The organism is Lampropedia aestuarii (assembly GCF_004803635.1).
Lineage (GTDB): Bacteria > Pseudomonadota > Gammaproteobacteria > Burkholderiales > Burkholderiaceae_C > Lampropedia > Lampropedia aestuarii.
Map to the genome: position 1 here is coordinate 91,698 of NZ_SSWX01000002.1, position 13,827 is coordinate 105,524.

The following is a 13,827-nucleotide window of genomic DNA, read 5'->3' on the forward strand; positions in this document are numbered from 1 at the left end:
CGTAAGCTTCCCCAACCCGTAGACAGTGAATAACTGGAAAATGCGGCTAACCTGAGAAGGAAATAGTCGATGAGAAAGAGCAAGTACAGCGAGAGCCAAATAGTTGGGATCTTGAAAGAAGGAGAGAGCGGTCTGGCGGTTGCCGAGTTGTGCCGCAAGCACGGCATCAGCGCAGCAACTTACTACGCATGGAAAAGTAAGTACGCAGGCGCGAGTGTTTCTGACTTGACCCGGATGAAAGAGCTGGAGGCCGAGAATGCACGGCTTAAACGCATGTATGCGGATCTGGTCTTGGAGAATTCAGCCATCAAGGACGTTTTGGCAAAAAAGTTCTGAGGCCGTCTGTGAGACGTGAAGTGGCAAATGAGCTGGTACAACACCGCTTGTCAGTCACTAGGGCCTGCCGTGCAGCAGGTCTTTCACGGGCGGCCTACTACCGTACAGGGGCGGATCAAAGTAGCAAAGATGCTGCTGTGATCGACGCTTTGCAGGCCGTGGTTCAAGACAGGCCTCGTTGGGGCTTTTGGAAGTGCCACGACAGGCTGCGTTTAGATGGTCACGGCATCAACCACAAGAGGTTGTGGAGGGTCTATTGCCAGTTGGGTTTGAACTTGCCAAAACGCACCAAAAAGCGAATTCTCACACGAGTTCGCAGTCCCTTGGAGGCAGGCTTGTTCGTCAATGAAGGCTGGGCCTTGGACTTTGTTCATGACGTGCTTTATGACGGGCGCAAGTTCCGAACTCTCAACGTGATTGATGAGGCCAACCGAGAAGTGTTGGTAATTGAAGTGGCCCAATCGTTGCCAGGAAACAGGCTCAAGGAGGCCCTGCAAAGACTGGTGGACTTCTATGGTAAGCCCCAGTCGATTCGCTGCGATAACGGCCCAGAAATGACCAGCCGCACATTTATGCAATGGGCTGATGAACAGAAAATCAAGCTCAATTACATTGAGCCAGGCAAACCCAACCAAAACGCCTACATTGAGCGATTTAACCGCACTTACCGTACAGAAGTCCTAGACGCCTATCTGTTTGAGTTACTGCAGCAGGTCAAAGACATCACGCAAGAATGGATGCATCAATACAACCATGAAAGACCGCATGATTCGCTTGGTGGCATCCCGCCATGCCGCTTCATGCAACGTTTAACCACTGCCGCAAACTCCAGTAATCAAATGTCTACTTGACGGGGAAGCTTACGCTACGAATGGCTGTCACAGTACCATTGGCGCAACCTCGATGAGGTGCGAGATTATGCTACCCAGTGGATATGGCAATATAATCACGAACGCCCAAACATGGCCTTGGGCGGCATCACCCCTAAACAGCGGCTGGCCATGGCCGCATAGTTCTACTTCTCAGAGCTAGGGTTTATGGGGGGATTACCGCAGTTTGCCTATGGCCTAGGCGCTTATGGACAGCCAAGTGTGAGCGCAGCCCCGCCTATTCTGCACAAAAAGCTCGAAACCAGCATGGCGTTGTGCGCCCCCCCCCAATACAGCAAATCGACCGCAGAATTTTGCTGTCCGCATCTCTACAGCACCTGGCTGACCAAGCTACCTGGCCTCCAAGCACAATGCGCTTCGCATAAGCGCATTGTTGGGATCGCTCACGCCCGGTTGGACTTAAGGATTGGCACCAGGGCTGGCATGGCCACTGGCATTGTGTTCAATCAGTTGCGTCACCCAGGCATTGACGTCCGCCGTAAACTGTGCAGACGCTTGGGCGAATGCCTTCGCTGCACCAATCGCATCCGCAGGCTCGGCTGTGACACTGTAGTCAAACAGCCGCTGGCCTAATAATCGATCACCCTGCAGCCCAGGTTCAACCAGGGTCACCTCTGCCTGGAAAACTGCATCGCTGGCCGCTGGCGCACTAAACACCTGCTCAAAGCGCTGCAAATTCACATGCAGAACAACTGGTGCCGCCGAGGTGGTAAGACGGCCAAAATTGACATTCAATCCATCGCTGAACACCGGGCGCTGCTGCGCCAATTGCTTGCGCAGCTGTTGCCCGACCAATTGCTCAACGGGCTGACTCCAGCGCGATTGCTGGTAGCCACGCAACTGCATGTCTTGTGCATAGTTCAAGCGATACAGCATCACTTGGGTATTGGATGGCAGGCCGCGTGCAGTCACCGGCGCAACAAAAATCGGGCGCTGTTCCAACACCTGGCGACTGTTGTCGGCATTGCCTGTCGCTGTGGCCGGCGCTGAACCAACACCAAAGTCAAACAAAGACGGCGCTGCCTGCGGCTTGGGCAACACACTGCAGCCCACCAAAGTAACACTCAAAGCCAGGCCTGCCCCCCACTGCAGCAGCCGTGCACCGACATAGGTGCGACGCGCTGGCCGCACATTGGGCGCTGGCTGGCTGTGCAAATGATTGGATTGGAGCGCACCGCTCCGGTTCGAAGAAAATGGCATGTTCGACTCCTGCATTCAATCTGCGCTACGCGCCATTTCAATGACTTGGCTGGGGCGCCACAAAACCTGGCTCGCCCGGTCCTGGCTGGCCCACATTGGGGCCCAAAATAAAGGCTTGCGGGCTCTCGCTTAAGCCATTGGTGAGGCGCTGAACGCCCCCCATCGCCGAGCGTACCGAGTCAAGCGTGGTTTGAAGACGCGGCAAGGTGCTCGTGCCAAATTCATTGGCAACCCCCTCAAACGACTGGGCCGTGACATTGATTTGGTCCAGTGCGCCGCCTTTGCTACCCACTTGTTTAGCGACCGCAGCAATTGCCAAACTCATCTCATTGACACTTTGCGCGGTTTTCTGCAGCGCATCCATATTGCGCTGAACATCGCCACTGAGCTGCACAATGGCTGGCGAAATTTCATCGCCCCAGCTTTGGTTGAGTTTCAGTGCCAACTGCGAGGTTTCATGGGCCACTTGGCCAATTTGTGACACGGTATTCATCAGCACCTGCTGGTTATCCTCGCTGAGTAAATGTTTGACACGGTTTAAGGTATCTCGTACTTCGCCAAACAGCTCTGGCCCCATCGCCGCCAACTGGCTTAAATTGGAAGGCCGCATCGCCAGCCGCTTATAGCCCTTGCTTGTGCGGCCCAAGTTCTTCAGAGGCCTGGGCGCATCATCCAAATCAATATAGGCCAAACCAGTCACGCCTTGGTAGCCCAGGGTCGCATAAGTGGTATCCATCAAAGGCGTATCGCTGTTGACCAGCAAACGAATCAAAATATTGCCAGGCGTTTCATGGTCAAAACCTATGAAACTTACCCGTCCCACTCCCACGCCTTTGTAGCGCACCGTTGCCTGGGGTTGCAAGCCTGTAACTGCTTGCGGGGTCGACAGCTCATAGGTTTCATAGGTACCTTGATCGCGTGTCAACCAGACCGCCAAGACCGCCAGCGCAATCACCAGACACAAGACAAAAGCGCCTGCTGCAATAGCGTGTGATTTATTTTCCATGCAATGCTCCTCTTAACCCATTGACGCAAGGTCTTTTGCCACAGGAGCGGGCTCCAAAGCACGCAACCCACGCTCACCAAGAAAAAACTGTTCGATAAACGGATGCTTGAATTGAATGACTTCTTTAGGAGGTCCCACCACAATCACCTTCTTTTCAGCCAAAACGGCTACGCGCGTACTCAGCGCATACAAAGTGTCCAGGTCATGCGTGACCATCACCACGGTCAAGCCCAACTCCTGGTGCACCTCAAGCAGCAATTCGCAGAATTCGTCCGAACCCCGAGGGTCCAGCCCTGCCGTCGGCTCATCGAGCAGCAGCAGTGGCGGATCCATGATCAAGGCACGCGCCAGCGCCACGCGCTTGATCATGCCGCCTGACAAATCAGAGGGCATGCGGTAGGCGTGCTCAGGTTTGAGCCCCACCATTTGCAGCTTCACGATTGCGGCATCACGCACCACATCATCGGGCAAGCTGTCTTGCTCGTGCAACGCAAAGGCCACGTTATCCAGCACATTGAAAGCAGAGAACAAGGCACCGTGCTGAAACAGCATGCCCATTCGCGCCGATGCGCCCTCTGTAGGCAGCTCATTGGCGGGCACGCCATCAATGCGCACCACCCCTTTGCTGGGCTTGGTCAGGCCCAGAATATGGCGCAATAACACGGTCTTACCGGTGCCAGAGCCGCCGACAATGGTCATGATTTCCCCACGGCGCACCTGCAAGCTGAGGTCCTCATGCACGGAGAACTCCGAATCACCTTGGCCAAAAGTGGTTGAGATATGGTCGATATCCACCAGCACTTGACCTGTGGGTTCTGCGGCTGCGACGCGGTCTGCGTCCGAGGCCAAGGAAGTTTGCTCCATGCCTTAAAACCCCACGCTTCTAAAAATGATTGCAAAGATCGCATCGATGATGATCACCGCCGTGATCGAGGTCACCACCGATGAAGTCGTACCGCTGCCCAAACTCTCGGTATTGGGCTTTACCGCCAAGCCCCAATGGCAGCCAATCAGGGCAATGGCCACGCCAAACACCACCGATTTGGCCATGGCCAGCCACAGGTTGGCCACATCCACAGCAGCGGGGAAAGTCTGAATGAAGTAGGCTGGCGAAATATCCAGCGCCACATCCGATGCCCAGATGCCGCCAATCAGCGCGGCGATGGTGGTCCACAAACTGATCAAGGGCATCGCCAGCGCCAAGGCTAAGGTACGCGGCAGCACCAAACGAAAGCCTTGCGGTATGCCCATCACACGCATCGCATCGAGCTCTTCATTGACGCGCATCACCCCGATTTGGGCGGTGATCGCAGAGCCAGAACGCCCGGCCACCAAAATCGCTGCCAACAAAGGCCCCAGCTCACGTGTCAACGAAATGCCAAGAATATTGACAATGAATGTCTCAGCGCCAAACTGGCGCAATTGCAAAGCCAACAGGTAAGCAATCACCACCCCGATCAAAAAACCGACCAAGGCCGTAATGGGCAGGGCTTGCGCGCCCATGCGATACAAATGGCCTGAGAAATCATGCCAGGGCCCGCGCAGTGGTCTGCGCAGCAACTTGAAGGTATCGAGCAGCAACTGGCCGACCAGCTGCAGCATGTCCATCGCATGGCCAATGCCCGCAAAGAGCATCTCGCCGAGCTTGGTCAAGCTCTCTAATACCCCATTGTGCGCTCGCCCGTCCGTCTTAGGTGCGACCGTGAGTTGCGCAACCCTCTCAATAATGGCAGCTTGTGTGTCATTGGTCGTGAGCGCATGGGGTTTTTTTTGTCCCCATGTCGTCCATAGCAATTGCGCGGCAACATGGTCAAAGCCTTGCGCGGCCGTCAGATCCCAGCTTGCTGCGCTGAGCTGAGCGGCTTGGCGCATCGGGCCTTTGAGTTCCCGCCAAACTCCTCTTTGTGTCAGCGCAGCTGCACCCCAATTGCCTGACAATCGAACGAGTTGCCCGGAGCCCGACGGTTGAATCTCTAGCTGTGGTGTTGAACTCAAGAAGCACTCACTCATGAAATGGTTTGGTGGTAGAGGTCGACGCAATCATTGCCAACGCGGCCCTTGTAAACCCTGCTATTGTGCCCTGCTCCAGGCCAGTATCAGAGGCCAATCATAAGCAAGTCCTGCCCTTTGCATAAAAACCAATTCAAATTTTGGGGGCAATCAGACTCGCGCAAGCATTTTCAGGGGAGAAATACGCCATGAAGAAACATTTTTTAACTTTAGAGGGTTAGCACCAATTAACCAAAAAGATGCGTTCATCTATAGTTTCATCACTCACAGCAAGGGCAGCAATGCCTGATGTTGAATGAGAGGCCGAGGAGACAAACTCGCCACAAACACCAATCCATACAAATGAGACAAGGGCGAATCCGATCAGAAAAACAAGGATAAAGGATTAATAAATATAAAAAACAAAAGGCACCAACTTGGTGCCTTTCTTTTTTTGTATTGCCACTATAGCATTTAACGCAAACGCATCACTGCCGCTTGTCCGTGTGCTTGCAAGCCTTCGCCTTGTGCCAGCACATTGGCAATCGGCCCGAGCTTTTGCGCCCCAGCTGCACTGACCTCAATGATTGAGCTGCGCTTTTGGAAATCCATCACCGACAAGGGCGAAGAAAATCGTGCAGTTCCACTGGTTGGCAATACGTGGTTGGGGCCCGCGCAATAATCGCCCAAGCTTTCGCTTGTGTATGCACCTAGAAAAATCGCACCTGCGTGGCGCAACACTGGCTCCCAGCGGTGAGGCTCGTCACTGGATACTTCCAAATGTTCTGGGGCGATGCGGTTGCTGATCTCGCAGGCTTCTTGCATCGAGCGGGTCTGAATCAACGCGCCACGGCCATTGAGGCTTTTGGCAATGATTTCTGCGCGCGGCATTGTCGGCAGCAAGCGGTCAATGGCCTCTTGAACCGCCTCGATGTAGGCGGCATCCGGGCACAGCAAAATGCTTTGCGCCAACTCATCGTGCTCGGCCTGTGAAAACAAGTCCATCGCCACCCAATCCGGTGGGGTTGTGCCATCGGCCAGCACCAGAATCTCACTCGGGCCTGCAATCATATCAATGCCAACCAGACCAAACACCCGCTTTTTGGCACTGGCCACATACGCATTGCCTGGGCCTGTGATCTTGTCCACTTTGGGAATGGTCGCCGTGCCGTAGGCCAAGGCACCTACGGCTTGCGCACCACCAATCGTGAAAGCGCGGCTGACGCCTGCCACATAGGCAGCTGCCAGCACCAATTGGTTTTTCTCACCGCGCGGCGTTGGCACGACCATGATGATGTCCTCTACCCCAGCGACATTGGCGGGTATGGCATTCATCAGCACACTCGACGGGTAAGCGGCTTTGCCACCTGGCACATAAATGCCGACACGGTCCAGCGGCGTGACTTTTTGGCCCAGCAAGCTGCCGTCTTCATCGCGGTACGACCAGCTCTGACCCGAGGCCTGCTTTTGGGCTTGGTGGTAACTGCGAATTCGCGCTGCCGCCACTTCCAAAGCATGGCGCTGCACAGGCTCCAAAGCGTCAAAAGCCGCTTCCAATTCAGCCTGCGTCAACTCCAGCGCCGCAACCGAGGGCGCAGGCAAGGCGTCAAAACGCTCGGTGTAGCGCAACACCGCTGCATCCCCTTCTTGCTGCACGTCCTTGAGAATATCAGCCACACGCTGCTCAATCTCATCATCGGTCTCAGCCGACCAGTGCAAACGCTTATGAAACTCAGCCTCAAAGTCGGTTTGTGTCGTTGAGAGTCTGAGTGGGCGAGCTTGGAAATTCATAGTGGCAATGGCATTCATAGAGAGCTGACAGCGGCAAAAAAGGCCAAGACTTGCCGCAATAAGTGCTTATTCGGGCTTGACCGAGGCTTTGGCAAATACATCAATCAAGGGGCGCAGCTGGGCCTGCTTCAAGCGCAAAGCGGCTTGATTGACCACCAACTGGGAGCTGATCTCCATGATGCGCTCGACTTCAACCAAGTGGTTGGCGCGCAATGTATTGCCGGTAGAGACCAGGTCAACAATCGCATCGGCCATGCCTATCAAGGGTGCCAGCTCCATGCTGCCATAGAGCTTGACCAAATCAACGTGCACGCCTTTTTGCGCAAAAAAATCACGCGCAATCGCGGTGTACTTGGTCGCCACGCGCAAACGCGCGCCCTGACGCACCGCATACGCATAGTCAAAACCGTCTTGTACAGCAACACTGACATGGCATTTGGCGATCTGCAAATCCAAAGGCTGGTACAGACCATGGCCGCCATGCTCAATCAAGACGTCGTTGCCTGCCACACCCATATCGGCGCCGCCAAATTGGACGTAGGTGGGCACATCGCTGGCACGTACCAAGACAACGCGCACATCGGCCCGGTTGGTGGGCAAAATGAGTTTGCGGGATTTTTCCGGATCTTCGAGCACCTCAATGCCAGCAGCGGCCAGCAAAGGCAGGGTTTCATCAAAGATTCGCCCTTTGGATAGGGCTAATGTGATCATGGCTGTTTCTCTTTTTCGTGAAGTCGCCTGGGCGTGGCAACTGAGAGGGGATATTCTAAAACGTGTTGGTGATGCCCAGCGCAACACCCAACATGCTGCTGCAGTTACCAGTGGGCCTGCCAGCTACGCCGCTCCAAAGCCTGGAATGCGTGGGCAGTCTGGACACAGCAGCTTTTAAGCAGATTTAGCCGATTTCGCCGCTTTAACCGCTTTAACCGATTTGGTAGATTGGGCCGCAACAACATCGTCCACCGTTGCCCAAGGCACTTGCTCAAAGAGCTCAACCAGTAGATTGACCAAGACGCGCACTTTTTGTGGCAGCTGTTTGCGGCTTGGATAGACCGCATAAATGCCCAAATGGGCATGCTCGTAATCGTAGTCGGGCAGGATCGGCACCAGTGCGCCATCGCGCAAATCATTGCCAATCAAAAAGTCGGGCTGGAAGATAATACCGGCGTGGCGCAAGGCCAACTCCCTGCAGGGGTCACCGCTATTACAAAAAACGCGTGATTTGAGTTTGACAGTTTGCAGACTGCCACCATATTTGGACCTGAATGACCATTCATTGCGGCCTGGCCCAGTCCAGTTGCGGTAAGAGATGATTTGGTGCTGGTGCAAATCATCTGGCGTCTGGGGCACGCCATGCTTTGCCAAATACTCTGGCGAGGCAGCAGCAATCACCTTGGTGCTGGCAAAGCGCCTGCTTACCAAGGACGAGTCGGTCAGCTCACCAATGCGCACACACATATCGATGCCCTCTTCGATCAAATCGACCACCCGGTCATTGAGCGAGAGCTCTAAATCCAAGGTCGGGTAGCGCTCTAGCAATACCGCCCAAACTGGGTCCAGATAGCGCACGCCAAACGACACCGGGGCATTGATACGAATGACGCCTGTAGGCTCACTCACGCGTGAGGCTGCTTCAGCCTCGGCAGCGTTGATCACCGCAAGCACTTCTTTGCAGTGGTGGTAGAACACCGCACCTTCTTCAGTCAAGGACAAACGTCGCGTCGTGCGCTGCATCAAGCGCACGCCCAAACGCCGCTCCAATGCATCCACATGCCTGGAGACCGCCGCCTTGGACATATTCAGCATATCGCCAGCACCGACAAAGCTGCCTGCATCGATCACAGCAGCAAATACTTCCATTTCCAAGGCGCGGTTCATTTCTACCTTCCAAAGCTGGGCATCGCCCCGTTAATCAAACAGTGTATGTGTCTATTTTGCGATTAAAAGCACACATAAAGCAGAAATAAACCCTTATTAGGCACAATTAGCCCAATAAGTGGCTGCTAGCGCTCCATGCGCCCCATGCCAGAATAGAAAAATACACCAAGGTGCCGACAATCATCAGATAACCGCCCAATACCAGCAGGCCATCGCGCTGGCTCACACCCAGCGCCAGCAACAAGACGGCCACGCCCGGCATCGTATTGGAAAACGGCACCAAGCCCAGTGGCAGCATCAGCAAGGCGGCGGCGAACATGATCGCCAAACCGTTGACATTATTCATCACCCCAGCGGTGAGCAGACGCAGACGCTGCGGACGCAATACCCGGTCGAGTTTTTTGAGCACCGAGACGCCACGCTGCAAGACCGGCTTGAGCTTGTCAGCATCCAATTGGCGGTCAGCAACAAAAGCGGGCATCCATGGCAGCCGCCCAGTGCTGATGGACAAAGCAATCAACAAAATAGCCAGACCAAACACGGTCGAGACACCCGGAATCGACACAGGAAACAAAAAAGGCAATGTCATCAAGGCACACACCATCAACAGGCCTTTGTCGCCCATCATCGCCATCAGCTCACGCACCGAAAAAGATGATTTGTCCATCTGCCCCAGCAGTCGAGCAATCACCTCACTGGCCGACAAATCGGCATAAGAAGCAGAAGCTTCAGAAGAATCACTCATAAGCTATGCACATCCTCAAAGATCAAGCAACCCAATACGCCAGCGCCAGCGACGTTGGCGCCGCGTCCAGACCATTCAGTCCACATCCAATGCAAGCTGCATGCCAAAGGCAAGGAGTGCGTCAATGGCTTCTCGTTGGTATCTTGCACAACATACAGGCTGGGGTGGCGCTGGTAGTTACCCTTCCCGTAAGAAAGGAGCGGAGATTGTCGCACCCGGGCTTAATCCACAAAAACATGCTGTGAATGAGCGCAGATGCGAGAAAAAGGCAGTGGTATAACACATTAAAGACGCTCGTATGCAGTGTTTGAACGGCACAGGGAACAGCGCTTTGATGCGCCTGGCCCATGGTTGCCACCCTGTCGCGCTATCGACCTGGCGGCATCGCCATGCCATCCACATGCCATCCAAACTTCACGTCTGCTATGACCCAGAGCCTGTGGCATGGCCTGCTCTACCACCTCAGAACGATGCGTGACCTTGTATGTGGCCGATGCTCGGCCAGCGCCAGCAAACGTTGCCTTTGTGTCCTCTCGATCACATGCACCGGCACGATGGGCTGCCAAGTGCCCGGCTGTAACAACGCATTCTCGCGCCAACGACCAGTCGAGCGTTGCAACAACAATCCCATGCCATAGAGCAAGATGAACAAGCTCTGCTTGGTCGGCCTGGGCAATGCATTGCCATGCGCACTGGCGCGATTGGCGACCACTTGCAGCGGGCCAAATGCCGCCTCGACATCCACCCCCGCATCGCGCAATGCAGACGCAGCAATGCTGACATGGGCCAGCCTCGCTTGCCGTGGAGTCACCGCTATGGCGCTGCCGCAACAATGCGTATACCAGCGGTAAGTTCCTTGCGCAGACAGTGATATACAGCGCAATTGCTCGGCGCCCTGCTCCAGCTTCAGGTGCTCAGGCGCCAGCGCAATGACCTCAGTGCCACCATGCTGGTCCAGCTTTAGCGGTGCATAGGTCGTCAAATAATGGGAGTAGCTCTGACAATCACGGCAGTAACAGACCACCCGCAACGCATTGCGTGGACGCTCAAGACGCGCCTTGAACGCTCCACAAGTGCATTGCATCGACAACGACGTTGCTGAACCTAAATCCACGGAGCCTCCTGTGTATTGTTAGCGGCCACATCAGCGATACAGGGCCGAAACATATCAAAACAAAATCATCACATTTGCTTACACAGTTCATCATCATACCGCGCTTCGCCATCCAGTTTGCAGAGGAAAATCACCTAAGTTCCAAGCCGTGCAAAGACCTCATCCTTATAGATGCGTGCGAAGAAAAGGGAGGCTTCTAGACGGGGATGAAAGGCCTGCGCGGCTGAGAGCCTGTTCAAGCCAGCCGATCCTCCACGCAGGCGTGCTGAAGCCCCAAAAGGTGCAATGCGTGGCATAAACCGCAGTCGGGCTATCTGCCCGACGAGGATTTTTATTAATAACGCAGTGATTCTTTTGGGCTTCAACCCGAAGAGGCAGGCTCAAAAAAAAGGCCTAACACAACGCACCGCCTGAGTCCGTGCTGACTGCGGCTCAGGGGACTGGATCAAGACGCGCTTTGGCTTACAGCGCAGCAACTACCGCATCGCCCATTTCGGCAGTGCCTACTTTGCGTGTCCCCGCACTGTGTGCGCCTTCGCTGTAAATATCGCTGGTGCGCAAGCCACTGGCCAGCACTTTCTTGACCGCGTTTTCAATGCGTGCAGCAGCCTCAGGCTGCTCCAGCGAGTAACGCAGCATCATTGCTGCCGACAAAATTGTCGCCAGCGGATTGGCAATGCCTTTACCTGCAATATCAGGCGCGCTGCCATGGCTTGGCTCATACAAGCCTTGCTTTTTGGAGTTCAGGCTGGCCGAAGGCAGCATGCCGATCGAGCCAGTCAGCATCGCCGCCTCGTCGCTGAGAATATCGCCAAACATATTGCCGGTAACCAGCACATCGATGTTTTTCGGCGCCTTGACCAATTGCATTGCCGCATTGTCGACATACATATGCTCAAGCGCCACATCAGGATACTCTTTGTGCACATCGGTCACCACATCGCGCCAAAACTGGAAGGTCTCCAGCACGTTGGCCTTGTCCACGCTCAACACGCGCTTGCTGCGCTTTTGCGCTGCCTGGAATGCGACGTGGGCAATGCGCTCAATCTCTGGGCGGGAGTAGCGCATCGTGTCAAACGCTTCATCGCTGCCAGGGAAATGCCCATCAGCTGCAGTGCGGCGTCCGCGAGGCTGGCCAAAGTATATATCGCCGGTCAACTCACGAATAATCAAAATATCCAAACCAGCAACCAGTTCGGGTTTCAAGCTGGAGGCATGGGTCAACTGCTCATAACAAATGGCCGGACGGAAGTTGGCAAACAAGCCCAGCGCTTTACGCAGTCCCAAAATCGCTTGCTCTGGACGCAGTGCACGCTCCAGATTGTCGTATTTGTAATCGCCCACAGCGCCAAACAGCACGGCATCAGAGGCTTTGGCCAAGTTCAATGTCGCTTCAGGCAGAGGATGGCCACTGGCCGCATACGCTGCGCCACCGACATCGGCTGTCTCCATCTCAAACTTCAAGTCCAGTGACTTCAGCACTTTGACAGCTTCAGCAATGATTTCAGTCCCGATACCGTCACCCGGCAAGATGGCAATTTTCATAAATGTCCCATGTAGCTAAGAAAAATGTCGTTTGATGTCGATTGTATCGAGGCAACCTGCTGTGCCAAGCGCGATTGGCGGATTTGGGGCCGCCCTGCCAGCGCAAATCAAGAGCGGTGCCATCTGCATTTGCACAGACCGACAGTCCAGTCAATACCGCAACATCTGACCTAACATAGGAGCCCATCCAAGCACGTTCTGCCTGCAAGACCTAAAATAGCCCGCTTATGCCATTTTTGCGCGATACCTGCTTGGCTCGGCTCGCCAAAGAAGGGCTGCGGCATGCTGGCATAACTCCTGCTTGCCCTGCCAAAGCGCTCTTTAGCCAGCAACCTGTCTGATGCTACATGTCCCAACCTGCTGTTTCTTTCCAGTCCGTTAGCAAGTTCTATCCCACCGCTAATGGCCAGTTCCAGGCGCTTTTTGATGTCAACCTGGACATTCGCCAAGGCGAATTTCTCGGTTTGCTCGGCCCCAACGGGGCTGGCAAAACCTCTTTGATTGCAATTCTGGCAGGTCTGGCCAAAGCCAGCAGTGGCCGCGTGCTGGTGCAGGGCTTTGATGTGCACCAAGACTATGCACAGGCCAGGCAACGCTTAGGCATCGTGCCGCAAGAGCTGGCCTTTGACCCATTCTTTACGGTGCGCGAAGCGCTGCAGTTCCAATCGGGCTATTTTGGCATCCGCAACAACAATGCCTGGATTGATGAATTACTGCACCACCTGGGCCTGAGCGACAAAGCCAATAGCAATATGCGCCAGCTCTCAGGCGGCATGAAACGCCGTGTGCTGGTCGCACAAGCCTTGGTGCACAAGCCGCCGATCATTGTGCTGGATGAGCCCACCGCCGGAGTCGATGTCGAGCTGCGCCAAACCTTATGGCACTTTATTGACCGCCTCAACCGCGAAGGCCACACAGTCCTGCTGACCACCCACTACCTCGAAGAGGCTGAGGCCTTGTGCCACCGCATCGCCATGCTCAAACGGGGCCGCATTGTGGCGCTTGAAGACACAACCAGCCTGCTCAGTGCCGCCAGTCACAGCGTGCTGCAATTCAAGACTGACCATATGCTGCCAGAAGAGCTGATGGCGCTGGCCCGCGTGACCGGGCGTGTCGTGCAAATCCCGGCCAAAGAAGCCGGCGATGTCGAAGTGTTACTGGGCCAGCTACGCCAAGCGGGCGTGCATGTGCAGGACATGGAAATTCGCCGCGCCGATCTGGAAGATGTATTTGTCACCATCATGGGCGAAGCAGGCGCAAACGATGCTTAGACTGAGCCCATTCAGCCATACACCACACTCGCCTCTCTCGCCCCCATAACTACCGCAAGCCA

General features: G+C 55.0%; 12 protein-coding genes and 1 pseudogene. 3 read left to right on the forward strand and 10 right to left on the reverse strand.

The window, feature by feature from the left end; genetic code table 11:
• Window positions 1-69 precede the first annotated feature (69 nt).
• Together E8K88_RS01840 and E8K88_RS01845 are read left to right on the forward strand one after the other, a co-directional pair.
• Window positions 70-1,187, forward strand: a protein-coding gene (locus E8K88_RS01840) for an IS3 family transposase (RefSeq protein WP_240754269.1) whose coding sequence is annotated in 2 segments (ribosomal slippage) — window positions 70-322 and window positions 322-1,187 — 1,119 coding nt in all. Because the reading frame shifts where the segments join, the coding sequence is not laid out codon by codon here.
• 9 nt (window positions 1,188-1,196) lie between these two features.
• A pseudogene (locus tag E8K88_RS01845) lies at window positions 1,197-1,349 on the forward strand (integrase core domain-containing protein); the annotation flags it as partial.
• A gap of 276 nt (window positions 1,350-1,625) precedes the next feature.
• Here E8K88_RS01845 and E8K88_RS01850 read toward each other — a convergent pair.
• From E8K88_RS01850 to leuB, 10 genes are all read right to left on the reverse strand, one after another.
• Window positions 1,626-2,426 (reverse strand): ABC-type transport auxiliary lipoprotein family protein, encoded by an 801-nt coding sequence (locus E8K88_RS01850; RefSeq protein WP_168797223.1) that lies wholly within the window; start codon window positions 2,424-2,426, stop codon window positions 1,626-1,628.
• Window positions 2,427-2,463: 37 nt separating this feature from the next.
• On the reverse strand, window positions 2,464-3,432 hold the full coding sequence (locus E8K88_RS01855; RefSeq protein WP_136404947.1) for an MlaD family protein: 969 nt from the start codon (window positions 3,430-3,432) through the stop codon (window positions 2,464-2,466).
• Window positions 3,433-3,444: 12 nt separating this feature from the next.
• Window positions 3,445-4,296 carry an ABC transporter ATP-binding protein gene (locus E8K88_RS01860; RefSeq protein ID WP_136404948.1) on the reverse strand — a complete coding sequence of 284 codons (852 nt, stop codon included), beginning with the start codon at window positions 4,294-4,296 and terminating at the stop codon, window positions 3,445-3,447.
• A gap of 3 nt (window positions 4,297-4,299) precedes the next feature.
• Window positions 4,300-5,442 carry an MlaE family ABC transporter permease gene (locus E8K88_RS01865; protein WP_136404949.1) on the reverse strand — a complete coding sequence of 381 codons (1,143 nt, stop codon included), beginning with the start codon at window positions 5,440-5,442 and terminating at the stop codon, window positions 4,300-4,302.
• Between the two features lie 453 nt (window positions 5,443-5,895).
• Complete coding sequence (gene hisD, locus E8K88_RS01870; RefSeq protein ID WP_136404950.1) at window positions 5,896-7,212, reverse strand: histidinol dehydrogenase; 1,317 nt, start codon at window positions 7,210-7,212, stop codon at window positions 5,896-5,898.
• 66 nt (window positions 7,213-7,278) lie between these two features.
• Window positions 7,279-7,923 (reverse strand): ATP phosphoribosyltransferase, encoded by a 645-nt coding sequence (gene hisG, locus E8K88_RS01875; RefSeq protein WP_136404951.1) that lies wholly within the window; start codon window positions 7,921-7,923, stop codon window positions 7,279-7,281.
• Window positions 7,924-8,097: 174 nt separating this feature from the next.
• The gene (locus E8K88_RS01880; protein ID WP_136404952.1) at window positions 8,098-9,090 is read right to left on the reverse strand and encodes a LysR family transcriptional regulator; all 993 of its coding nucleotides are present in this window, start codon (window positions 9,088-9,090) and stop codon (window positions 8,098-8,100) included.
• A 106-nt stretch (window positions 9,091-9,196) separates the two neighbouring features.
• The gene (locus E8K88_RS01885) at window positions 9,197-9,835 is read right to left on the reverse strand and encodes an exopolysaccharide biosynthesis protein (protein ID WP_136404953.1); all 639 of its coding nucleotides are present in this window, start codon (window positions 9,833-9,835) and stop codon (window positions 9,197-9,199) included.
• Window positions 9,836-10,289: 454 nt separating this feature from the next.
• A complete protein-coding gene (locus E8K88_RS01890; RefSeq protein WP_136404954.1) occupies window positions 10,290-10,949 on the reverse strand; it encodes a DUF6151 family protein in 660 nt (219 codons plus the stop codon).
• A 462-nt stretch (window positions 10,950-11,411) separates the two neighbouring features.
• Window positions 11,412-12,494, reverse strand: coding sequence for a 3-isopropylmalate dehydrogenase (leuB, locus tag E8K88_RS01895; RefSeq protein WP_136404955.1), 1,083 nt, complete (start codon window positions 12,492-12,494; stop codon window positions 11,412-11,414).
• Window positions 12,495-12,841: 347 nt separating this feature from the next.
• On the opposite strand from leuB, the gene E8K88_RS01900 reads away from it, so the two are divergent.
• Entirely contained in the window at window positions 12,842-13,765 is a 924-nt protein-coding gene (locus E8K88_RS01900) for an ABC transporter ATP-binding protein (RefSeq protein ID WP_136404956.1), read from the forward strand.
• Window positions 13,766-13,827 lie beyond the last annotated feature (62 nt).

Coding starts and splice junctions, on each gene's coding strand:
- leuB (WP_136404955.1), bottom strand. CDS start 12,494: ATGAAAATTGCCATCTTGCCGGGTGACGGTATCGGGACTGAAATCATT.
- hisG (WP_136404951.1), bottom strand. CDS start 7,923: ATGATCACATTAGCCCTATCCAAAGGGCGAATCTTTGATGAAACCCTG.
- E8K88_RS01885 (WP_136404953.1), bottom strand. CDS start 9,835: ATGAGTGATTCTTCTGAAGCTTCTGCTTCTTATGCCGATTTGTCGGCC.
- hisD (WP_136404950.1), bottom strand. CDS start 7,212: ATGAATTTCCAAGCTCGCCCACTCAGACTCTCAACGACACAAACCGAC.
- E8K88_RS01865 (WP_136404949.1), bottom strand. CDS start 5,442: ATGAGTGAGTGCTTCTTGAGTTCAACACCACAGCTAGAGATTCAACCG.
- E8K88_RS01860 (WP_136404948.1), bottom strand. CDS start 4,296: ATGGAGCAAACTTCCTTGGCCTCGGACGCAGACCGCGTCGCAGCCGCA.
- E8K88_RS01850 (WP_168797223.1), bottom strand. CDS start 2,426: ATGCCATTTTCTTCGAACCGGAGCGGTGCGCTCCAATCCAATCATTTG.
- E8K88_RS01855 (WP_136404947.1), bottom strand. CDS start 3,432: ATGGAAAATAAATCACACGCTATTGCAGCAGGCGCTTTTGTCTTGTGT.
- E8K88_RS01880 (WP_136404952.1), bottom strand. CDS start 9,090: ATGAACCGCGCCTTGGAAATGGAAGTATTTGCTGCTGTGATCGATGCA.
- E8K88_RS01900 (WP_136404956.1), top strand. CDS start 12,842: ATGTCCCAACCTGCTGTTTCTTTCCAGTCCGTTAGCAAGTTCTATCCC.